This window comes from Pseudoalteromonas sp. SMS1, from assembly GCF_021530565.1.
GTDB lineage: Bacteria > Pseudomonadota > Gammaproteobacteria > Enterobacterales > Alteromonadaceae > Pseudoalteromonas.
In genome coordinates this window covers 303,976-327,252 of the sequence record NZ_JAKGBI010000001.1, presented here as the reverse complement: position 1 = coordinate 327,252, position 23,277 = coordinate 303,976, and the positions used below count along the sequence as shown (strand labels likewise).

At 43.0% G+C, this 23,277-nt stretch carries 18 protein-coding genes; 13 read left to right on the top strand and 5 right to left on the bottom strand.

The window, feature by feature from the left end; genetic code table 11:
• Window positions 1-53: 53 nt before the first annotated feature.
• Complete coding sequence (locus L1286_RS01370; protein ID WP_235405136.1) at window positions 54-1,421, top strand: leucyl aminopeptidase family protein; 1,368 nt, start codon at window positions 54-56, stop codon at window positions 1,419-1,421.
• Window positions 1,422-1,474: 53 nt separating this feature from the next.
• Here L1286_RS01370 and L1286_RS01365 read toward each other — a convergent pair whose 3' ends face one another.
• Window positions 1,475-2,947, bottom strand: a complete 1,473-nt coding sequence (locus L1286_RS01365; protein WP_235405135.1) for an aminoacyl-histidine dipeptidase — start codon at window positions 2,945-2,947, stop codon at window positions 1,475-1,477.
• Window positions 2,948-3,276: 329 nt separating this feature from the next.
• Window positions 3,277-4,350, bottom strand: a complete 1,074-nt coding sequence (locus L1286_RS01360; RefSeq protein WP_235405134.1) for a ketoacyl-ACP synthase III — start codon at window positions 4,348-4,350, stop codon at window positions 3,277-3,279.
• 138 nt (window positions 4,351-4,488) lie between these two features.
• Between L1286_RS01360 and L1286_RS01355 the strand changes: the two genes are divergently transcribed.
• The 11 genes from L1286_RS01355 to L1286_RS01305 all read left to right on the top strand — a co-directional run bounded on the left by L1286_RS01355 (window position 4,489) and on the right by L1286_RS01305 (window position 17,742).
• Complete coding sequence (locus L1286_RS01355; RefSeq protein ID WP_235405133.1) at window positions 4,489-4,887, top strand: nuclear transport factor 2 family protein; 399 nt, start codon at window positions 4,489-4,491, stop codon at window positions 4,885-4,887.
• Window positions 4,888-4,962: 75 nt separating this feature from the next.
• Entirely contained in the window at window positions 4,963-6,198 is a 1,236-nt protein-coding gene (locus L1286_RS01350) for a sensor histidine kinase (RefSeq protein ID WP_235405132.1), read from the top strand.
• Window positions 6,195-6,716, top strand: a complete 522-nt coding sequence (locus L1286_RS01345) for a response regulator transcription factor (protein ID WP_235405131.1) — start codon at window positions 6,195-6,197, stop codon at window positions 6,714-6,716. Before L1286_RS01350 ends, L1286_RS01345 begins: the two co-directional genes overlap by 4 nt.
• Before the next feature lie 79 nt (window positions 6,717-6,795).
• Window positions 6,796-7,200 carry a DUF1761 domain-containing protein gene (locus L1286_RS01340; protein WP_235405130.1) on the top strand — a complete coding sequence of 135 codons (405 nt, stop codon included), beginning with the start codon at window positions 6,796-6,798 and terminating at the stop codon, window positions 7,198-7,200.
• Window positions 7,201-7,452: a hypothetical protein gene (locus tag L1286_RS01335; protein WP_235405128.1), complete on the top strand. Its 252-nt coding sequence runs from the start codon at window positions 7,201-7,203 to the stop codon at window positions 7,450-7,452.
• A gap of 148 nt (window positions 7,453-7,600) precedes the next feature.
• Entirely contained in the window at window positions 7,601-7,861 is a 261-nt protein-coding gene (locus L1286_RS01330) for a CBU_0592 family membrane protein (protein WP_235405127.1), read from the top strand.
• Between the two features lie 139 nt (window positions 7,862-8,000).
• The gene (locus L1286_RS01325; protein WP_235405126.1) at window positions 8,001-9,992 is read left to right on the top strand and encodes a TonB-dependent receptor plug domain-containing protein; all 1,992 of its coding nucleotides are present in this window, start codon (window positions 8,001-8,003) and stop codon (window positions 9,990-9,992) included.
• A 705-nt stretch (window positions 9,993-10,697) separates the two neighbouring features.
• Entirely contained in the window at window positions 10,698-12,869 is a 2,172-nt protein-coding gene (locus L1286_RS01320; protein ID WP_235405124.1) for a M4 family metallopeptidase, read from the top strand.
• A gap of 63 nt (window positions 12,870-12,932) precedes the next feature.
• Window positions 12,933-14,456 (top strand): M20/M25/M40 family metallo-hydrolase, encoded by a 1,524-nt coding sequence (locus L1286_RS01315; RefSeq protein ID WP_235405123.1) that lies wholly within the window; start codon window positions 12,933-12,935, stop codon window positions 14,454-14,456.
• Window positions 14,457-14,629: 173 nt separating this feature from the next.
• Complete coding sequence (locus tag L1286_RS01310) at window positions 14,630-16,084, top strand: SLC13 family permease (protein ID WP_235405121.1); 1,455 nt, start codon at window positions 14,630-14,632, stop codon at window positions 16,082-16,084.
• A gap of 263 nt (window positions 16,085-16,347) precedes the next feature.
• A complete protein-coding gene (locus L1286_RS01305) occupies window positions 16,348-17,742 on the top strand; it encodes an aldehyde dehydrogenase family protein (RefSeq protein ID WP_235405120.1) in 1,395 nt (464 codons plus the stop codon).
• A gap of 20 nt (window positions 17,743-17,762) precedes the next feature.
• Here the strand turns inward: L1286_RS01305 and L1286_RS01300 are convergent, their stop codons facing one another.
• Window positions 17,763-18,491 carry a tetratricopeptide repeat protein gene (locus L1286_RS01300; protein ID WP_235405119.1) on the bottom strand — a complete coding sequence of 243 codons (729 nt, stop codon included), beginning with the start codon at window positions 18,489-18,491 and terminating at the stop codon, window positions 17,763-17,765.
• Between the two features lie 322 nt (window positions 18,492-18,813).
• On the opposite strand from L1286_RS01300, the gene L1286_RS01295 reads away from it, so the two are divergent.
• Window positions 18,814-19,626 carry a membrane lipoprotein lipid attachment site-containing protein gene (locus L1286_RS01295; RefSeq protein ID WP_235405117.1) on the top strand — a complete coding sequence of 271 codons (813 nt, stop codon included), beginning with the start codon at window positions 18,814-18,816 and terminating at the stop codon, window positions 19,624-19,626.
• A 93-nt stretch (window positions 19,627-19,719) separates the two neighbouring features.
• Here the strand turns inward: L1286_RS01295 and L1286_RS01290 are convergent, their stop codons facing one another.
• Both L1286_RS01290 and L1286_RS01285 read right to left on the bottom strand, forming a co-directional pair.
• Complete coding sequence (locus L1286_RS01290; protein ID WP_235405116.1) at window positions 19,720-20,094, bottom strand: hypothetical protein; 375 nt, start codon at window positions 20,092-20,094, stop codon at window positions 19,720-19,722.
• A gap of 69 nt (window positions 20,095-20,163) precedes the next feature.
• A complete protein-coding gene (locus tag L1286_RS01285; RefSeq protein ID WP_235405114.1) occupies window positions 20,164-23,274 on the bottom strand; it encodes an efflux RND transporter permease subunit in 3,111 nt (1,036 codons plus the stop codon).
• Between the last annotated feature and the right edge of the window lie 3 nt (window positions 23,275-23,277).

Here is a 23,277-nt window from a genome sequence, read left to right as displayed (position 1 = left end):
TCTGTCGTGAATTGGTATCCTTGTTTTAATACAACTTACAATAAGAGGCACGTATGAGCACTTTACTCATTCACTCAAATAAAGGTACTCCGATTCATTTCACCACAGAGTCTCAACTTACTGGCTGGCTGTCAGAGCATGCAAGTGCTGCGCAAAACTTCGTGCTGGCATCTCGACAAGAAGGGCAAAATGTTTTACTGGTCCCTGATTTGAATAGTGGAGAGCTTGAAAGTGTAGTGTGCATTGTAGATTCATTAGAAGATCAATGGATTGCGGGAGACCTAGCTAAGCAGTTACCCAAAGGCACGTACCAGATCATGGGTGGCAGTGACTTGATCGAAAGCGCTGCCGCAAGCTATGCGCTGGGCGCATATAAATACAGTGCCTACAAAAAGTCAGCACCAATTCAAGCCAAGTTAGCGGTATCTGACGAAGCGCAATTCAAACGTATAAAAGACATGGTTTCGGGGATCTATCTCGTCAGAGATTTGGTAAATACGCCAGCGGCAGACATGATGCCTCAACACCTTGCAGAAACATTTATTGAGCTAACAGAACAGTTTGGTGGTGAGTTCAAGCAATTGATAGGGGATGAGTTACTTGAACATAATTACCCAACCATTCATATGGTGGGTAGAGCCAGTGATAATAAACCAAGACTTTTAGACCTTACATGGGGTGACGAAAGTGCACCAAAGCTTACCCTAGTAGGTAAAGGGGTTTGCTTTGATTCAGGTGGCTTGGATTTGAAGCCTGCGTCTGGCATGCGTAACATGAAAAAAGACATGGGTGGCGCGGCGCATGTGCTTGGTCTAGCACATATGATTATGGCTGCTAATCTACCAGTTCGACTGCGTGTACTTGTGCCCGCTGTTGAAAATGCGGTGTCTAAAAATGCATTCCGCCCGGGTGATGTCATTAAGACACGTAAAGGCATCACGGTAGAAATCGACAATACAGATGCTGAAGGGCGCCTTGTGTTATGTGACGCACTTGCTGAAGCGCAAAACGAAGCGCCAGCGCTATTGATCGACTTCGCAACATTAACTGGCGCATGTCGTATTGCTTTGGGCACTGAGTTACCCGGGTTTTATAGTACGGATCAAGGCATTGCAAATGACATTATTGCAGAGGGCCTAGCGCATCAAGATCCTGTCTGGCAGTTACCACTATTTGATCAATATAAAGGATTATTCAAAAGTGATATCGCAGACATCGCTAACTGTGGTTCAACCCCTTTTGGCGGTTCAATTACGGCTGCACTGTACTTGAAGGAGTTTGTAGAGCCACAAACGACACCTTGGTTGCACTTTGATGTGATGGCGTGGAATGTTCGTCACTTACCAGGAAGGCCTGTCGGTGGGGAAGGGTTAGGCTTGAGAGCGACCTTTGCCTACTTGCAAAAACGGTTTGCTAAGTAATTTATTCAATAAAAAACGGCTCATTTGGAGCCGTTTTTAGCGATTCGATTGACTTAGCTTTTGACTGGGATATTTGTCAATAGCGCTTTCATTTGTTGCCAATATAGTCCAACAGATTCAATGTTAACTTTTTCATCTGGTGAGTGCGGGAATTTAATGGTCGGGCCAAATGAAATCATGTCCATGTCAGGGTAAGGTTCTTTGAATAATCCGCACTCTAAACCGGCATGAATGACCATTATGTCAGGCTTATTACCATAAATTCCCTCATACATGTCACGGAAAATGTGTATAAGTTCAGAGTCTGGTTCTGGTTTCCAGCCTGGGTAAGCTCCCGAAAATTCGATTTGTGCGCCTGCTAATTCAGCCAGTGATGTTAGCGTCCCTTCGACATCTTTTCTGCCAGAATCTATCAATGAGCGAATAAGACACAATATTTCAATGGTGTCTTGCGACGTTGAAATAACACCCAAATTTAAAGAAGTTTCTACAACACCTTTAATATCATCACTCATTCTAACCACGCCGTTCGGGCATGCATTGAGAATAGATAATAACTTAGCAGTACTTTGCGTCGTCAACGGTGAAAGCGAGCTTTCTACTTGCTTTGTCAAAAAACTCAAACCGGTTTCTATTGCTGCGAGTTCTTGTTGCATCAATGTTTCAACATCCTGAATCGCCGTGACTACCTTGTTTACGTCTTCGTCTTTGAGTGCGAGTGTGACATAAGCTTCACGAGGGATCGCATTTCTTAGTGACCCGCCTTTGAATTCGACCACCTGAAATTCAATGTCTGTAAGATGATGTTTTAGGGCGCGAGCCAGTAGTTTATTGGCGTTCGCTCTGCCTGTGTGTATATCTACACCTGAGTGACCACCTTTCAATCCTTTGAGAGATATTTCAAGATAAACTTGGTTATCATGTTTGGCTTGTCGCTCGATATTAAGGTTCATACTGGCGTCAATACCACCAGCACAGCCCATATAAATTTCACCTTCTTGCTCAGAATCCGTATTGAGTAAGATTTCGCCTTCCAGCCAACCCGCTTCCAATCCGAACGCGCCAGTCATACCCGCTTCTTCATCAACAGTTAATATGACTTCTAGTGGGCCGTGCGCAACATCATCCGCAGCCAGTACAGCTAAGCAAGACGCCATACCAATGCCGTTGTCAGCACCTAGAGTTGTGCCGTCTGCTGTCACCCACTCTCCATCAATAAATGGTTTGATTGGATCAGTTACAAAGTTGTGATCTGTGTCATCGTTCTTTTGCGGTACCATATCGATATGTGCTTGCAGCACGACCGGCTTTCTATTTTCCATACCCAATGTGGCGGGCTTTTTGATAAACACGTTTCCAGTTTTGTCTCTGCGGACCGCAAGGTTTTGAGCGTTTGCCCATTCAACGATAAATTGGGCAAGTGCCTCTTCATGTTTTGAAGGGTGAGGGATTGAACATATTTGATCGAAAAACTGCCAAACAATTTTTGGCTCTAAATTGCTTATCTCTGAGTGAGGTTTAAACACCTTATTCCCCTAATGTGAGTCTAAATTTGTTGTCATTAATTTGCGTGATCACCTATTCAAAAGTGTAGGTGATGTGCTGTTTACTTTTATCTGCCAGTCGTCGTTATTGATTAGGCTCAATATCAATGAACCTAGGCCTTTATAATGACCGTTCCATGCAGTAAGACGAATTTGTTTTAGTAAAATACAATGGACGAGCAAGTTACTGGCATGCTTGTTATTAATCGCCGAGCAGGCATTTTTAATCTAAAACGTCGAGAAATTTTAGCAGGTCTGTTGGGGGATAGCGAGCAGCTATGTAGATAATAGCTGCCCAAAAATAAGGGGGATTAGTCTTTGGCTTTACATGCCAAGACGGCCTCATGGACCAGCTCTAGCCCCGATTTTTCGCATACCGGGAACGTGTAGTCACAAGTATTGATTGGCGTTGTACGTTCACCCCAACGAATGTAACTCGCAGCCCAAGTTAATCCAGCGCCGAACGCTGCAGACATGATATTAGCGTGAGGGGTGATTAAGCCTTTTTCTACAGCTTCACATAACGCAATGGCGATAGTAGCAGCTGAGGTGTTACCATACTGGTCAATATTGACCATGACTTTCTCGTCGTTGATATTCAACTTTTTCTGGATAGCTTGAATGATCCTCAAATTCGCTTGATGCGGTATCAGCACATCGATATCGTCCAAGTTTAACTGGGCCTTTTGCATCACATCATCACACGCTATGCTCATACCTGTAACCGCTCGTTTGAAAATTTCACGGCCCTCAAATAGCAAGTCAGAAGGGCCAACAGGCTTGTATTTGTCGATGTCAGAACCATAGTTAGTGATATGAAGAATATCTCTGTCTTCTGTATCACACCCTGTTTTTGTGCCCATCAGGCCACTTGGCTCTGTGCTAGCTTCCAATATCACAGCACCCGCACCGTCTCCAAACAAAACGGCACTGTCGCGCTTCGCCCAGTTTACATACCAAGTCATCCGCTCTGCTGCAACTACAACCGCGCGTTTAATCATGCCTGCTTGGATTTGAGCGGTGGCGTTTTGTAGCGCATATAAAAAGCCTGAACAAGCGGCATTGGTGTCACATGCAGCCGCCCCAGTGGCACCAATATTCTTTTGCACCAAAGAAGCGGTGTTCGCAACCATGGTTGAGGGGGTGCACGTGGCCAACAGTACCAAGTCAATATCTTTGCCGTCCAACCCTGCACACGCTAAAGCATGTTTGCTGGCAATCGTGGCTAGTTCTGCTGTACTAACATGGCTAACCCTTCTTGATCGTATTCCCGTTCGGGTTGCAATCCATTCATCGTTTGTGTCAACAATAGAGCTGATTTCATCATTACTGATGGCGGCCGGTGGCACTGCTTTGCCCCAGCCTGTTATTTTTGCGTAAATCATAGTGTCTCTTTATCAAATCCGACCACTTGGGTAATCGCACATTTATAACAAACTATTGTTTCGTACACAAAGATAACCTTGTTGATTTGCTACATTTGTCTAAAATTAGGTTTGAAACAGGCTAAATATCAGCACTTTATGACTCAAAAAATCACTCAGGAATTACTGGACGAACTTATTTCTTTAGAGCGTCAATTACTTGAGCCTAACGTAAGAGAATCAAAGGAGCGTTTGTCTGTTATGTTGGACGATGATTTTTATGAAATATCTGCCAATGGTTTGCTGTTCAACAAGCGTCATGTTTTGTCTCGATTACCCAGCGAGAAAGTGCCCCAGTTTTACAATCAAGATTTTAGGGGACAAATGTTGGCTGAGAACATTGCTCAGTTAACCTATCAGGCTGCCTATCGGCGCAATGCCTACAGCAACTTGCAATATTCTTTAAGGATGTCAATTTGGCGTAAAAATACAGTCGGATGGCAGTTGCTTTTTCATCAGGGCACACCGAGTCCTGAATTTATTTTGAATTATGACTAGTACACGTTTCGCTATGTTTTGAGTTACGACTTGGGTGCGGTAAAGTACGCTATCATTTTGATTTGGACCTTTTAAATGGTTATCGCTTTTTCCCCTCAATCTGCGCTGGGTCAGCTGTTATTACTGCGCTCTATTGCCATTGTGCTTCAGCTCGTACTCGTAATTATCTCTATTTTATTACTCGATAAGCACTTGCCACATAAGCCCGTTTTTACCATTATTGCTTTGGAATCTGTGTTTCAATTACTCAGCATTTTTGTCTATCGACGCTCTAGGGAAATTTCTGAACGTGCAATGACATTGCAGCTTGTTGCGGATGTTTTGTTCTTATCTATTCTTCTTTCGTTTTTGGGCGGGGCGAGTAATGCCTTTGTTTCTTTACTACTACTCCCGTGTATTATTGCTGCAGTCACGGTATCCATAGGCTATGTGTTATTTGTGTCTGCCTGTGCATTAAGTGCATATGGTTATCTTTATATCGCTGTCACGATGCCGATGCATCATCATGGTATGCATATGGGTGAGCATCTCCTAGGTATGTTCGTCAATTTCGTTTTTATGGTTGTGGTGACCGTTGGGGTTGTTGCGCTGTTGGTGAAACGTATAAGAGAGAGAGAAGCATTACTTGCAAAAACGAGAGAGAAACAACTTCAACAAGAGCAATTGTTAGCATTGGGCAGTGCAGCCGCTCAAGTTACGCATCAACTAGCGACTCCAATTGCGCACCTAAGCTTACTTTTAGAGGAGCTTCAAGAAGATTACCCAACCCACCCAGCAGTGCAAGAAATGGTTGACCCCATATCCCAATGCCGCACACAGCTGGACGGCTTTAGAGATCAAACCGAGCTATTGAAGCTCAAAGGACAGACAAAGTTGCAGTCTACGAATTATGTACTTGCACAATTAGAAGAGTTGATGGCGCTCCAATATCCTAATCAAGCAATTCAAATTGAAGAAAAGTCAGAGCCTTCCACCATACAGGGAGATCCCATGCTGATCCCTTCGCTGCTAAATTTAGTCGTGAATGCCGCAAAAGCCAACGAGCGTTCAGGCATGACTAAAATCGAATTAAATACTTTCGTTAAAAATGACTATTGGTTTTTGACCATACAAGACCAAGGGCGAGGAATCGCTGAGCACAAGTTAGACGAGATTGGAAAGTCTATCGTGGAAAGTGACAGTGGCTTTGGTATGGCTTTATTGCTTACGCATGCCACATTAGAGCGTATCGAAGGAGAGCTAAAGCTAGAGAATCTGCCGCAAGGTGGTGTATTATCCACGGTAAAATTACCAATAGTAGGTGCTCGATGAAGTTATTGATTATTGAGGACGATATCGCTTTTTCTAATACGTTGGCGCGTAGAATGGCAAAAATGGGTTTTGATTGTCAGTGCGTTAATGTGGAATCAGAAATAATTGATACATGTTTACAGTTCGCGCCTAATTTTGTTTTGCTCGATATGAAACTAGAACATGGTTCTGGGCTTCACTATATTGCGAAAATCCGTGAGACGTTACCCGAATGCAAGCTGGTTTTACTGACCGGTTTTGCGAGCATTGCGACGGCGGTTGAGGCGATTAAGTTAGGGGCTGATGATTATTTAACTAAACCCGCAGATACAAAATTGATTGCTAAAAAGTTACTAGGGGAAAATGTTGAAGTACAGAGCTGCTTCGAGTCTACAATGTCTCCAGAGCGATTAGAGTGGGAACATATTCAACAAACGTTGCAAGCAAATGGCGGCAATGTTTCGGAAACTGCAAGGCAGTTGAATATGCATAGAAGAACATTGCAGCGAAAATTGCAAAAACGCCCCGTTACTAAGTGACTATAAAGGTCTAAGCGACATTGCTCATTTCTCAGTTATTAACTAAATTGAAATTAACGAGATAATGGGGCAAGTATCTATGTATTTATTTGAAGTGAACGTATTTGCCGTATTGCTAAGCGCAATTGGTTCTTTTGTGTTAGGTGGAGTCTGGTATTCTCCCTTGATGTTTCAGCAGGCGTGGTTAGAAGGTGCGGGTTTAACGGAGCTTGACCTGAAAAATGCAAATCACAAAATGATTTTCCTTGGCGCTTTTATATTTTGCTTACTCGCGTCAGCCGGCGTGGCACTTGCAGTTGGAACGTCACCTTCGGCTTTGGATACGATGTTATATGGTATGGGAATTGGCGTGGTGTTTGTCGGTACTTCTTTTGGTGTGAGTTACTTGTTTGAACAAAGACCCTTGAAGCTGTTTCTGGTCAATGCGGGATATCACACGTTACAATTTACATTAATTGGATTTGTTGTAGGGAGCTTTAACTAAGTGGCTAAGCCAAATAAAAAAGGGCCAATTCGTACAGTTGATATATTTTGTTCGAAATGTAAAACGCAGTTATTCAAGTATCGAAAAGGAGGAAAAGGAAATTTAATAAAGTGCTTTGTCGAAAGAATTAGCGTTGATCATACAATCAATCAAACACATTGCCCCAATTGCGAGCAAGAGTTTTCTCGAAAGACACTCATAAGAGGTGCGCCAGCACTGAAAATAGTGGGAAATAAAGTCACTTTCAAATAGATAATTAGCGGACATTTATCCTGTAGATTGCAATTGATATTAGCCATACTTTTAAAGTTTGTGCTGTTTCAACGATTGAAAGTCACCCTTCCCATGGAGTAGGGCCAGCGTGTTTGGGTGAGTATCCACAAAATCTATGGACAAAAACATGATTGATATCTTATTTGACGTTATTGGTATGACAGGCACTTTTCTTGTTGTTGGTGCTTTCTTTTTACTACAGCTAGAAAAAGTCGCACCAGACGGCCTCAAATATAACCTCATGAACCTCACAGGAGCAATCTTGCTGCTCATTAGCTTATGTTACAACTTTAATCTTGCAAGCTTCGTGATCGAATTATTCTGGATCGCAGCGTCACTTATCGGCCTTTATAAGTATTTCAAAGCAAAGAAATTACAAACGGCGTAAAAACATAAGCAAAAACTTGCACAGTTGCATATCATGCGTATTATTAAGTTGTATGGACGGTAACTGTGTAAGCCAAAGTTAGATAAAGTTTTCTTTATTTAAACATGAGCTTACTATCGTGTAAGTAGTAAGGCTCAAAATGAAAAAAACAGTCCCTCTAATTCTTGCCACTTTTATAAGCGCTACCAGCAACGCATCTCAAGAAGACTTGTTTGAGTTGAGCTTTGAAGAATTGCTTGATGTTAATATTACATTGGCAACTAAAACTGCTGAAACGTCTACCTCAGTCCCCTCAAGTATTACCGTTTTTAATCAACAGCATATCCAGTTGTTGGGTGTCGCTAATGTGTATGAGCTGATGAATTTTGTCCCTGGTATGCAATCCACGCGAGGTGATTGGGTAGGTGCGGTACCAAAAGAGCACGCCCGCGGCGTGTACTTAGACAGTGGTAACGTTTTGGTTATGTTGAATGGTCAGCGGCTCAACGAATCTTCATTTGGCAAAGCGTCTGTTTATGCCCCTTTTATTCCTGTTGAAGTAGTTGAAAGGGTAGAGTTTATCCGAGGGCCAGGGTCCGCATTGTATGGCAGTAATGCATTTTTAGGGGTAATGAATATCGTTACCAGAAAAAATGACAATAGACTGATGGCAGCAGTGGGTGACAAAGGGATGTATCAAGGTGCAATGAGTATGCATCAGGGCTTTGAAAATGGGATCGAGCTAAATATCAATGCGTCTTTGTATCGTGATGACGGCGATAAGTATTTCGAGCAAGGCGTTCGGGATCCCGTTGACGGCCGTTTTGTTGAAATTGATATGAAGTGGCACAACTGGCAATTTTCCATTCACAATACTGAAACTCGCTTAGATGAATTTATCAATTTATCCGGTGAGTCCAAAGAGAATGAGTACACCAGTCGTAATTTAGGGATGCAACTAGAATTTGAAGACACACTCTCAGAGTCATTGCGTAATAAAACGAAAGTAGAGTTTATCAAGCACGATATAAAGAGCAGTGGGCAAATTGCAACAGCGGAAGAGTTAGGCCTAGCGCATGGGTTATTTGTCGGACCTCGTTGGCAATCAAAAGACCTCACTTTGAACACCGAGTTTGTCTATGACCACAGTGAGGCACTGAATATTATAATCGGTGGAGAATATTCGTGGGAAGAGCAGTCTCGAGCAGACGTATACACCAATTATTACGACCCTCAACAACAGATCGTACTCCCAGCAGAAGCATTCTATTTAGGGGGGCTTCGAGTAATTAAAGACTACGCTCCATTTACGTCGCTTAAACAGGACTTTGACTCATATGCAGCGTACGTGCAAGCGAAGTATACCGTAAATGATGATGTGACCATTTTCACTGGTGCGAGATTTGATGATGTGTTGGACATCGACAAAAAGCTTTCACCCAGACTTGCGGTAATTTATCGTTTTAACCCCAAACATACCTTTAAACTACAATACGGTGAATCTTTCCGGGTGCCGGTGAGCAATGAACTGAATTCAAACGATGAAGTGACGCAAGGAAACCCCAACTTAAAAGCTGAGTACGTGAAAACCACTGAGCTAGTTTGGCATATTCAAGATCAAGATTGGCAAGTGGACTTGGTAGTATTTGACAATGAGTTAGAAGACTTTATAAATTTGATCCCTGTCGACGAAGCACAAACGCGGTTTACATTTGATAATGTGTTCGAAACCAGTATGCAAGGTATTGAGTTTAATGGTTCTGTTCATATATCAAAAAATGCGTGGTTGAGTACGACGTTTACTCAATACATTGATTTGCCCTTTAACCCAAGCTACAAAAAATTCGGATCTTTGGTGTTTAATTTCAAGGCTGGCGAATTTCAATATGCATTGAATGGTTTGTGGCGAGATGGTATTACAGTGATTCCTTTCGAATTACCAGATGATCCCGATTTTTCGCCTTACAGGCAACCGAGTCATTGGATATTTGGTGCTACGGTAAGTTGGCGTTTGGATGAATCTCAAGGGATTGCTTTGCAAATTCAAAACTTGTTTGACAAAGAAACGGATGCGTTTGACCCCAGGCGGTACGATGGCAGAGTACCTCAAAGAGGTCGGCAAGTCAGAATGCGTTACACTTATAAGTTTTAGTTGTATTCACAAATATTAAAAATGTTAGCACGCAAGCTCTTTTTACTAATATAACATGCCACCTCACTTGGGACCACAGCGTCTCTGACTAAGCGGTATTCAATTCTGCGCTATGCTATTCGAGCCTCTGTCTTAACACGATAACCTGTGTTGTTAGTCGGATAATGGAGTAGTAGAACAGCATATATGTGCTGGCTCGATATCATCAATGAGAGAACACGAGTTCCAGAATATCGCTATTTTTTCAATGTCTTTTATTGGTGTTCGGCAAACTTAGTCAGCTACTTAGTTTTTAAAGTGATTAACATAGACTGGTGTAGTCTAAAGGCTTGACGAGGGTGGATTCGGGTGAAAAAGAAGCCACAAGTTCATGCAACGACCCAACATACCCCCTATGCTTTAGCTTAAACCTTTTAGCTAAAGTGTGTCACTTTCATTTCTTTCTGTCATACCTGAAAAGAGTATAAATACTAGGTTTGTATTAAATAGTTTACACATTTAACCATCGTAGATCGTTAACATTGATAGAAATTCATTAAGCTAATGAAGTTGTTGCATAAATATATGTAGATGCAAATTTGCAACAATTGTAAAAAATAAGTGTATTTACTGTTTCATTTGGCTAATCTCAATCAGGCATGGGTTGTTAACATGCGCTCTCACCTTGAAATGAGAGACAAAAACACACAATCAAGGAGCATAAAAGTGAAACTATCAATGATAACAACGGTGACGTTATCCGCGTTAGCCTTAATGTCAGGGGGCGCGACTGCTGCGCAAAAGCATTATTTAAATAATGAAGCAAACTTAAGTATGATGCTGCAATCTGGCGCACCTGCTGTTCTCTCTACACCAGCAGCTCAAATGATCGGGTTGAGTACGCAAAGTCAGCTAAAAGTATTGAAATCTTTTAAACATAAAAATGGATCGATCACACACCGTTATCAACAAATGTATCAAGGTTTACCTGTCATAGGAGATACAGTGAGCTTAACGTTTAATCAGCAAGGTGCGCTGAAACACGCACATGGTGCGGCGGTATACGGCATTGAATCAGACTTGGCGAGTACAACACCTGCATTAAAGCTTGAAGGTGCCGTAAAAGCTGCACAAGCTCAAGTTTTCTCTAAAGGTATAGATGTTCAAAAACACAATGAAGAGAGTAGGCTGGGCGTTTGGCTAGATACTGCTGGTAGTGCGCGTTTAGTGTATGAGATGTCTTATGTCACATACGGCCATGAGCCCGCTCGCCCTTATATGATTATCGATGCAAATACAGGTGAAGTACTTGTTAATTATAACAATATTCAACATGCAAATGCATCTGGCCCTGGTGGAAACCAAAAAACTGGTCGATATGACTATGGGACAGATTATGGGCACTTAGATGTTAGCCAGTCAGGCTCAACATGTACGATGAATAATGCCAACGTAAAAACGATTAACCTCAATCATGGCTCAAGCGGCTCGTCTGCTCACAGTTTCACGTGTCCTGAAAATACGGTGAAATCTATTAATGGCGCGTATTCTCCTTTAAATGATGCACACTACTTTGGGAATGTTGTTTTCAACATGTATAACGATTGGTTAGGAACTGCACCGCTCAGTTTCCAATTGCAAATGCGTGTTCACTATAGCAATAACTATGAAAATGCGTTCTGGGATGGACGTTCGATGACGTTTGGCGACGGTAAAGATAGATTTTATCCACTGGTTAGCTTAGATGTGTCCGCACACGAAGTGAGCCACGGTTTTACCGAGCAAAACTCAGGCCTAATTTACAGAAATAAATCAGGCGGTCTGAATGAGGCGTTTTCAGACATGGCAGGTGAAGCTGCTGAATTTTACATGAAGGGTTCAAACGACTGGTTAGTTGGTCAGGATATCTTTAAAGGAAGTGGCGCGCTTAGATACATGAACGATCCGACTAAAGATGGCCGCTCTATCGATCAACAAGCAAACTTTACTTCAGGGATGGATGTTCATCACTCATCAGGTGTATTTAACAAAGCGTTTTATAACCTCGCTACTACGGCCGGCTGGGACACTAAAAAAGCATTTATTGTCATGGCTAAGGCGAATCAAATGTATTGGACTGCGAGCACGGATTGGGATCTAGCTGGTAATGGTGTAATGGATGCAGCATGTGATCTGGGTTACAACCCTGATGACGTAAAAGCGGCGCTAGCACAAGTAGGCGTTAACTCTCAATTAAGTTCTGGGAGCAGTTGTGGTACCCCACCAACTGACGAAGAGCTGACCAATGGTGTTGCGCGTACTGGCATTAACGGCGCCTCTAAAGCGCAACAATTTTTCATCTTGAATGTACCGGCTGATGCATCAAGCTTAAAGTTTGAAACCGTCGGTGGTAGTGGCGATGCTGACTTATATGTTAAGTTTGGTAGCAGACCAACACTGCAAACATTCGATTGTAAAAGCACGACCTCAACGAGTAATGAAACATGCTCTATTTCCAATATTCAAGCAGGCACTTACTATGTGATGGTTGAGGCATGGAATCAAATCTCAGGTGTGTCATTGACTGGTACATACACGTCAGGTGGTAATAGTACCCCGCCGATTGACAGAACAGAGAGCAACATAGCGGTTAGTTCGGGTCAGTGGGCTAGATATACACAACAGCTTGGTGCCGGTTATTCCAGTCTTGAAGTGACGATTTCTGGTGGGTCAGGTGATGCCGACCTATATGTTAATTTTGGCTCCGCTTCAACCACATCAACGTATCAGTGCAGACCGTATAAAAATGGTAATACTGAATCTTGTTCCTTTACTAACCCTCAAAGTGGTACTTGGCATATCGATTTACGAGGTTACAGCAGCGCTTCTGGTGTAACGCTTAATATTAAAGCCAACTAACTTCGCCAAAGGGTGAGGCGGTGTTCTACCGCCTCAACTTAACCCCTCTTTAAAGGAACAATTATGTGTACAAAAGCCTTATTAACGATGGCGGTGTGCATTGTTTTGCCTGCCTTTGCAAACACTGAACTCACACCTAAGTGGATAACCATCGAATCACAAGCAAGCCATCATTACCAACTAGAAAATGCGTTAAAGGGCACTGCGTATCAAAGTGCTATCTCCAATTCGGCGGATGTCGATGTATTGCTGGTGGATGAACAGGAACACTTTGCACTAAGTCACTTTATGCACGACCATTACCATCGATGTGGTGGTTTCGTGGCCCATGACAGTGAATTGGATGCCCAGCAGTATTTGTCGCAATTAGCGCGAGCGCATCAGACTCAGCCAACGCAAGCTTATACCATTGACAATGGTGACACGGTACAAGATCTCATATCTCGGGTTTCAACAACTGGCCTAGACAGTACGGTGAATTCGTTGATGTCATTTTACAATCGGTATTACACACAACAATCCGGAGTAGATGCATCCAATTGGGTGAAACAGCACTGGACGGATATTTCTAAAAGCAGAACCGATATTAGTGTTGAGCAGTACGCACATAGTTGGGCACAGCCTTCAGTTATCGCGACGATTCCCGGGCGGGAAAAGGCTGATGAAATAGTGATTATCGGCGGTCATTTGGATTCTATTAATAGTTCGAATTCCAGTAATGGTCGAGCTCCTGGTGCTGATGACAATGCATCAGGGATAGCTGTACTGAGCGAAGTACTAAAAGCAATTGTCAACTCTGAGTTTAAACCTCAAAGAACCATACAAATTATGGGATATGCAGCTGAGGAAGTTGGCTTAAGAGGATCTAAAGCGATTGCTGCTGATTATGTGGCACAAGGCAAAAATGTTGTGGGTATGGCACAGTTTGATATGTCAGGAAACAAAGGGGGAAGTTATGACATTGTCTTTATTACTGATTATACAAACAGCGCACAAAATACATTTATGAGCCAACTCTTAGATACTTATTTGCCAAGTCTAAACTATGGGTTCGATCGATGTGGCTATGGCTGTTCCGATCATGCCTCTTGGTATCAACAGGGGATTGCTGCTTCTTTCCCTTTTGAGTCTCGAATGAGAGAGGCGAACCGCAATATTCACACCGCCAATGATACGGGGTTTGATGCAAGCCACTCAATTAACTTTGCGAAATTGGCTGCTGCCTATGTGGCAGAACTTGCAAAAACAGCGGGCAGTGCACCTCCACCGCCGCCAACCGATCCGACACCGATACAAAAAGTGATTACGGGAATAGATATCGGTTCAAGTCAATGGCAACGCTTTAGCGTAGCACTTGGTGCTGGCTATCAAGAACTTAAAGTTTCAATCTCTGGCGGTACCGGAGATGCAGACTTGTATGTGAACTTTGGCACAGCTTCTTCAACTTCCACCTACCGATGCAGACCATATTTGTACGGAAACAACGAGAGTTGCACATTCAATTTGCCAACCGCTGGAACATGGCACTTTGACATAAGAGGATACTCGCAGTCTTCAGGCGTCTCACTTACTTACAGTGCGAAGTAGAGGGTATTCTTCAATGCGTTACTGGTGGGAAAACACAACTACCAGTAACGCCATAAATATACCATTAAATTAACTACTTTAGTGCCTTGAAAGGCTGGTCTGTCTTGTCGTTATGTCCGATGTGATTCATACTGCCTCCTTATTTACAAAGCATAATTATAAAAAATACAAAAATGACAGATACAATGAATAAAGGCAGTGCACACTACAATCATTTGTGGCTCTTTTTAGGCCCATTTCTTTTTCTGATTACATGTTTTACCAACGGTCCTGAGGGGTTATCTGAGCCAGGTTGGAGAACCGCTGGCCTTGCTATGTGGCTCGCTGTTTGGTGGGTCAGTGAAGCTGTTCCGATCCCTGTCACGTCACTTGTTCCTTTATTGGCAGTGCCACTGGTGGGTATTAATGATATCAAAACGACTTCATCTGCGTATGCGCATCCATTGATTTTTCTATTCTTGGGCGGTTTTTTGATTTCCATAGCAATGGAAAAGTCACAGTTACATAAAAGAATAGCGCTTAAAACGATGTTGAAAAGCGGTACTAATCCGAAGTATCAAATTCTAGCAATGATGATGGTAAGTGGGTTTTTATCGATGTGGATTAACAATACTGCAACGACATTGATGTTGTTACCTATCGCATTGTCAGTCATTCATGTATTGCAAAAAAATGGCAATGGTTGTGACAATTATGCCAAGGCTTTGCTACTGGCTATCGCGTACAGTGCCAGTTTAGGTGGTGTCGGGACGATTATTGGCACTGCGCCTAATGCATTGATGGTGGCATATTTATGGGATAACTATCAAATTAAAATAGGTTTTGCTCAATGGATGATAGTGGCCGTTCCGTTTACATTTGGTATGATTTTACTTTGCTGGATATGGTTAACAAAGTTTGCATTTAAACTGTCTAAGCAAGAAAATAGCTCAGCATTATCGGAGATTTTCGCTTCTCAATTGTCTGCGCTTGGTAGGATGTCAATTGCGCAAAAGAATGTGCTGTTTGTATTTCTGTTTGCCGTGTTTGGCTGGTTACTGCGGCCATATTTGCAAACTTGGACAGGCCTGGATATTACCGATACAGGCATCGCCATTGCTGCGTCTATTTTGTTATTTGTGTTACCTGCAAGCAAAGATGGTAAAGAAAAAGTGATGGATTGGGCTGCGGCAAAAGATGTCCCTTGGGGAATACTGTTGCTGTTTGGAGGGGGCTTGACGTTAGCGAGTCAAATCAAAGGCTCAGGGTTAGCCGAGTACATTGCAAATTTGTTGGCAGGTGCAAGCGCCATCCCAATTGTATTGGGTGTCATAGCTGTTGCGGCACTGATAACATTTCTAACAGAATTGACAAGCAATACAGCCACTGCAGCAGGCTTTTTACCTTTGCTTGGCCCTGTGGCTGAACAGGTAACTGGCACACCGCTTATTTGGATTATCCCTGCTGCGATGGCTGCTAGCTGCGCATTTATGATGCCTGTTGCGACGCCTCCAAATGCAATTGTTTTTGGCTCAGGAGAAATTAAAATACGCGATATGGTTAAAGCGGGCTTCGTATTGAACTTAATCGCTATCACTATGATCAGTATCTTGACGCTCACAGTCGCTAAGTGGGTTTTTGTATTTTAGTGTTGTCTGCATGTTATAGCGCAGCATGAAATAGGCTGTGCTACGGCGCTTCTATTGAATTTGTCGCTTTATTCCGCTTTCGTGGCATACTAGTTATAACATTGATTTAACAAGTTGGTGGTTTCTAAGCTTCTTTGATACTATGCTGGGTAGTTAAATAAAGATGGCACGTCAGTGCTTATGGCATGTGTCTTCAAATTAGTTTCGCAACTTGGTAACACTAACATGCAAAGCTTGGAAACCACAAAAACGAGGGCACGTCAGTGAAACCCGAGCATGATTCCGCATTAGAACAAGCACTGTTTAGACTAAAAGCAGCCTTTTTGGCACAGCCTTACACATCCTGTGCATTGAGAGTTGAAAAATTAGCTGCACTGAAGTCTGCTATCATACAGAACAAAGATGAGTTAGTTGTTGCGGCGCAATCAGATTTTAGTCATCGTGCTGAATTTGATACTGTTATGGCGGATATGGTCCCCGCGGTGAACCATATCGGACATATTAGCCGCAATCTCCATCAATGGATGAAACCCGACCAACGCAGCGCCGGCATCGAATTCTTCCCATCAAAGACCTATGTTGAATATGTGCCAAAAGGAGTTGTCGGTATCATCGCACCTTGGAATTACCCAGTACAACTTTCATTAGTGCCATTGGCAACTGCAATTGCTGCGGGCAATAAAGTCATGGTTAAGCTGAGCGAATACACCCCATGCGTGAATAAGGTCATCAAATCCATTTTGGCTTGCTTAGAGCAAGATTGCATCGTCGTGGAGGGAGGAGCTGAAGTCAGTGGGCACTTTAGTGAATTACCTTTTGACCATATGTTTTTTACCGGCTCAACCCATGTGGGAAGGCTAGTTTATCAGGCATGTGCCAGCCGCCTTATACCTTGCACACTTGAACTGGGTGGTAAATCACCAGCCATTATTTTAAACGATGCAAATATAGAAAAAGCCGTATTAGATATCGCTTTTGCAAAGCGGATGAATGGTGGTCAAATCTGTGTAGCACCTGATTATGTGCTAGTACATCAAGCTGTTTACGAGCAGTTTGTTGAAAAGTTAAAAGAATCTTTTAGCAGCGACCAAGCCAAGCCTAAAACTGATACAGGTCTATTAAATGATAAACATAAGCAAAGGCTTGTTGGGATGCTTGAGCAGGCAAAATCGAAAGGTGTAGAGGTGTGGCATTCAAAACCGCTTGAAATGACGGCTTCTGATGATTTTGGTATGCACCTTGTTTTTGAGCCAACAAGAAGTTTAAAAGTGATGCAAGAGGAAGTGTTTGGTCCGGTGTTGAGTATTTTTAGAGTGACAGACTTAGAGCATGCTAATAGCATCATTAGGTGCACTGAAACGCCACTCGCATGCTATCTGTATACGAGTAATAAATGCGCTCAAAATGATATTAAATATAGGATGGCATGTGGCAATTTGAGTATTAATGACATGCTTTTGCATGTGGCGGTTGCTGATCTACCATTTGGTGGAGTAGGTAGTTCGGGATTTGGACAGTATCATGCTATCGAGGGGTTCAAAACATTTAGTCATGGAAAGGGGATCTTTAGCTCAAGTGACCACATATGGCGAAGTAAAATGTTAAGTAAATACCGCCATGTCATCGGCAAGATTTTAACATGGCTGTATTTAAGATAAATTTTCAGGACAACTACGCTTTATTGAGCAAACCCACTACCTGCGATATAAGTACGAGCTTGAATTTTATGGTAGATTTCATTCGCGATTTTTTGTCCTCTCTCGATTTGAGAGCGAGACATACTCTGTTCGTCTAGTTGGCGGCTTTCTGCTGCTGGTTGATAACCATTGAACTCCGCCAAAGTATTCCAAATATATGAACGCTCAATGTTTTTCTGAACTCCTAACCCTTGATAATACAGCAACGCAAGATTAAACATGGCCAATGTATAGTTATTGGCAGCTGCGCGTTCATACCAGAAACGCGCTTCTAGGTAATCTTGAGTAACACCATCACCATTTGCATACATAACACCTAAATTGTATTGGGCTGCTGGCAGGTTCTTTTTCGCTGCTTGAGTAAACAAGTCAACTGCTTTTTGTTTGTCGAGCTTAACGCCTCGACCATCTTCGTACATAACCGCTAAAGCAAACATGGCATCAGAGCTGCCTAGTTTCACTGCGCGTTGTAACAATTCGGCTGCTTTTCTAGGATCTTTTGGTACACCGTAGCCGCCATCATACATTTTGGCCAGTTCATACATTCCTGGCGCATAGCCCATATCCACTAGATATCTAAACTCTTTCAGGGCTACATCGAATTTTCCCATATTGGCAGCGGCGATACCTTCTTCTAAGGTCGCGAGGGAAGGTGCAGAGCAAGTAATAAGCCCCGCTAACACAAAGGTTCGAGTTATTTTTTGCCACATGGCGTTTCTCCTTATAGCACAGGGGGATAAATTTAGTTTAATGCACCTAGTGCAATTTACCAGTTTAGATTATAAGCTTTTGAAGGGAAATAAAAAAAGCCCTTAAAGGGCTTTTTAGTTTCATATCAACCGTCACCGATATGAGCAATGTAATGTAGCAAGTAAATGAGTATGTGAATAAACTGGGTCGAGTAGTTTACTCACAGTAATGAAACACAGCGCTAAATGCGTATACTGATCACCAAGTTTCATTGAGAATGATTATCAATAACTTCTCGCTGCTTGTCAACTGAAAATGATAACTAATTGTATTTGGGGTTTAATGAAAAAATATTTACTCGCATTATTTGCGGTACTCACGTTGAGTGGTTGCTTTTACGAAACCGTATACAAAAATGCAGATCGGTTGGCTTTAAACCGATTGGAGGAGCTTGTAGAGCTCAATGATGAACAAACACAATTCTTTTTAGGCTCATTTAGCAACTTTCAAGTGATGCATCAAAAAGAGCATATGCCCCTGTATTTAAGGTGGTTGACGGTGCTTGAGGGAAATTGGCGTATTTTAAGCTACGCGCAAATCGTTAGCCTCAGCGAGGACATGCAAACGCATTGGTCTGACTTATCATTGAGTATCAGTGCACCTACCACAAGTTTGTTACACGGCTTAAACACCCAACAAAAAGCGGATTTTATCGCTGCTTTAAAAAAACGTGCACAAGAGCGTACGAAAAATACCGAGAGACTAGAAAGGGCACTGGAGCGGTTTGAAGATATATTGGGAACGCTTACGCCGAGTCAACAAAAACTGGTGACACAGTACTTAGACGATACAGAATATTACAGAGAGGTATGGCATTTACATACCCAAAAGAGAATTGAAAAAATTGAATCTTTATTGGCAGTTGAACAAGCATTGAACGAGCAACAAAAAGCATTGCTTGGTGGTTATGTTTTCAACTCAATCCATGACGCGCCGAGTCACATTAAGCGTGTAAGAGCACAATGGATAGAAAAGCAAGTCAAGCTCATGTTGGATCTTCGCGAAACACTCTCATTACAACAACAAGACCAAGTTGATCAGTACATTCGAAAGTGGACAGACGTTGTGAAGCAGTTAATGGATACCAAGCTTTAAGCAGGCTTAACTGTCATTACTTAAGACAATAAGTTGATGTATATAGTGTGGTAGTACCTTGAACCTCAGCCAAGGCACTACTTCAGTACTTATTTAGAATGTGTAACGCACTGTAACGGCGTGGTGCCCTTGCTCTTTGATGTTTACAAGTACTTTGGCGCCATCAGGAATACTAATATTGGCTGTCATCTTGTTATCCCCCGCGGATGTGAATGGGGCGTCTGATTTCTTGCCCGATGCAAGTATTGTGATCTTTCCCGTTAGCTGGGCAGTGAAATAAGGTTTACCATGGTCACGTAAATAAAGGGCTGTACCTGCTTTTTCACGCACCAGCTCAAATTCCATTTCATGGGCTATTTTAACGACACCACCATGGCGTGGATGGGCACTGCCATGTGCGCTAACATGTGGGGTAATAACCAATGTAATCAGTGTTAGTAAAATCGCGGTAATAATAGGTGTTTTCATTATTTTCTCTCTTATAAAGTAATGTATTTTCAGCATACTTATTTTTGTAGGTGTTGCTGTAAAGACCCGTTAAATTGACTTGTTAGAGCCGCTTTTCAACCATACTTCGGTCGGCTTTTTGCCAAACTTCCAATACAGTAATGGCGTTAATAATATGTCCAGTAATGTCGAGCTGACTAAGCCCGAAAATATCACGATAGCAACTGGATGCAGAATCTCTTTACCTGGCTGGTCTGCAGCCCAAAGTAGAGGAGTAAGGGCAAATGCAGTCACCATCGATGTCATGAGCACGGGAGACAGGCGCTCACTTGCGCCTCTTTTGATAAGTGACGCATTAAATGACTCACCCTCAAATCGAATTAAGTTTAGATAATGGCTAATTTTTAAAATGCCATTGCGCGCTGCAATACCGGTCAAGGTAATGAAGCCGACAACCGAAGCCACAGAAAGTGCTGTGGAAGTTAACCACATTGCAACCACAGAGCCAATTAGAGCCATCGGTAAGCTACACATGATAATACTGGCAAACACCACGGATTTATAACGCAGGTACAACACTAAAAAAATCAGTGCAAACGACAAGGCCGACAACACAATTAGCAAGCGCATGGCTTGCTCTTGCGCTAAAAATTGCCCTTCTAAACGGATGAAACTGCCATCGGGTAGTTGATGGGTTGCAACAATGTCACGAATAACGCTGAGCAATTGCTTAACATCAACATTTTCGCTATTGGCATATAGTACGAGTCGGCGCCGACCATTTTCTCTCAAGATTTGGTTCGGCCCATCAAGCAATTCTATATCTGCAATATAAGATATTGGGATTGCGCCTGCTGGTGAGTTGATTAAGGTGTAGGCAAGTGCTTGCGGCGTACGCTTTGCATCATCGAGTCGTAACACCAATGCAAATCGTTTTACCCCGTCTACCACCTCAGTAACTTCAACGCCCTCTGTTAGCAAGTTGAGTTGACGCAGTGCTGAACCTGGCGTCAGTCCATATTGTGCAAGTGCTGTGTGCTTTATACGAATACTTAGTTGAGGTATTAAGACTTGCTTTTCGATGTTGACATCAACCAACCCGGGTACCGCTTCAAGTTTAGCGCGAAGCGCTTGTGCACTAATGCGTAAAGCCGCAAGATCATCACCAAACAGTTTGATGGCTAGCTGAGCTCTCACACCTGATAATAAGTGATCAAGACGATGTGAAATTGGTTGGCCAATGGCGACTTGTCCTGGAATGACAGCCAGTTTCTCGCGGATCTCAGTGAGCACCTCTTCTCGAGAACGCTCAGAATAGGCCAAATCAACATCGACTTCGGAAGCGTGGACGCCCTCAGCGTGTTCATCTAATTCTGCGCGACCAGTGCGTCTGCCAACTTGGGTGACCTCGGGGACCGTCAGTAATAGGGATTCGGCTAAATGTCCCATTCTATTTGACTCATCCAAAGATGTCCCGGGTTCAAAGATAATTCCAAGTACTAATGAGCCCTCATTGAAGGGGGGCAAAAAAGCGCGTGGAAACTGTGTAATACTCACAGCAGACAACAAGGCGATGGCGCCGGTGAAGGCAATTAAGTAATTCGTCTTTTTAGCTAAAGCCCAGTCAATCCATCTACTTTGCAGTGATTTTAGTCTTTTTACGAGCCAACTATCACCTTGGTGTACGACTTTTGCCTTGGGAAGAAGATAGTAACAAAGCACCGGTGTGACGGTCATTGACACCAGCAATGAACCAAGAATAGCCACGATGTAGGCTAACCCGAGTGGTGAAAACAGTCGGCCCTCGATGCCGGGGAGTGCAAACAAGGGCAAAAATACCAAAATGACAATCGCGGTTGCGTAAACAATGCCTGATCTAACTTCTAAACTTGCATGCCAAATTATCTCGAACACTGGCTTGGGGGCTTGCAATAGTGCGTTTTGCTTTAGGCGCCTGAGAATGTTTTCGACATCAACGACTGAGTCATCAACAAGCTCTCCAATTGCAATGGCCAGGCCGCCCAGTGTCATGACATTGATGCTCTGCCCTAACCAATTAAATATTAGCACGGTCACGGCAAGAGAGAGGGGAATAGCAAGTAATGAGATTATGGTAGTTTTTGCGCTGAGTAGGAACAAAAACAAGACAATCGCAACCATAATGGCCCCATCTCGAAGAGCTTCAGTGACGTTGTCAATGGAAGATTGAATGAAGTCAGCTTGTCTGAAAAGAATTTGCGGCGGGGCAAGGCCACTTGGTAATCCAGCTTCTAACTCTTCTAGCGCAGCTTCTATTTTTTGGGTAAGTTGAACGGTGTCGGCATCAGGCTGCTTTTGTACATTGATAACAACCGCTGCACGGCCGTTAAACCCACCGTCGCCGCGCTTTTCAGCAGCAGAATAACTGACTTGAGCGATTTCTGAGAGCAAAATAGGGCGATCGTTTCGCCAGCCAATTGCCAAATTTTGTAAGTGCCGGATGTCTAATGTACGTCCTTGATGGCGTATAAGGTACTCTTGATTGTTTAAATCAATAAAACCACCTCCAAAGTTTGCTGCAAAATCCTCGAGCCCATTGTGTAGTTCACTCAGTGAGATATTAAGTTGGCGCATACGCATGGTATCAGGAGAAACTCTAAGCTGGCGCACTTCACCACCAATGGGAATGACCTGAGCAACACCTGCAATAGACAGTATTCTTGGCCGAAGTACAAAGTCGGTATACTCGCGTGCTTTCATAGCATCGGTTTTTCCTTCCTCATGAATGGGAAGCGCGATAAGCATAACTTCGCCCATGATGGATGAAATAGGGCCCATGACAGGAGATATGCCATTTGGGAGCTGCTCTGACGCTAAGTCCAATCGTTCAGACACCAATTGCCTATTTTGATAGGCATCGGTATCCCACTCGAATTCAATGTAAATGATTGATAAACCAATACCGGAAGTAGAGCGAATGCGTGTGACCCCCGTTACTCCATTCAAAAGATTTTCTAAAGGGAAAGTCACTAATTGCTCGACTTCTTCTGGTGCCATGCCACCAGCCTCAGTTAGCACGGTAACCACCGGCTTGTTTAGGTTGGGAAAAACATCAATTGGTAGCTGTTGGCCTTGCATCACGCCATATATCATCATCACACAAGCGACGAGTAAAACGACCAAACGATGCTTTAAACTTGATTTGACTAATAAATTAAACATTGT